Consider the following 309-nt stretch of genomic DNA (forward strand, 5'->3'; position numbering starts at 1 on the left):
TGAACCAGCGGTTACGCACGGAATCTTCATGCCAGCGGGTATCGCTGTAACGGGTCAGCTGGCGATTCTTGTCTCCTGCATAGCTGAATGACGTCACCAGCCCCAGCGTATCCGTAAACTCATAACGGTATTTCACGTTAATCCCGTTCAGATCATCACTGCCGGGAACGTTGGTCCGGGCATGAAGATACCCCGCGCTCAGCGTGGACTGATGTTCAGATGCCCATGCAGGCGCACCGGATACGGCCAGACAAATGGCTGCGGACAAAATGGCGGCATAAAGTTTACGCATAATTACCTCTCGCTTTT

Annotated in this window: 1 protein-coding gene; it reads right to left on the reverse strand. The window is 53.4% G+C overall.

Annotated features, from left to right (window positions below):
• Positions 1–292: Ail/Lom family outer membrane beta-barrel protein (locus HEN33_RS25715; RefSeq protein WP_152079257.1), on the reverse strand; the 292-nt coding region annotated here is incomplete at its 3' end.
• Positions 293–309 lie beyond the last annotated feature (17 nt).

The sequence above is a fragment of the Escherichia sp. 94.0001 genome (assembly GCF_013369155.2).
Taxonomy (GTDB): domain Bacteria; phylum Pseudomonadota; class Gammaproteobacteria; order Enterobacterales; family Enterobacteriaceae; genus Escherichia; species Escherichia coli_F.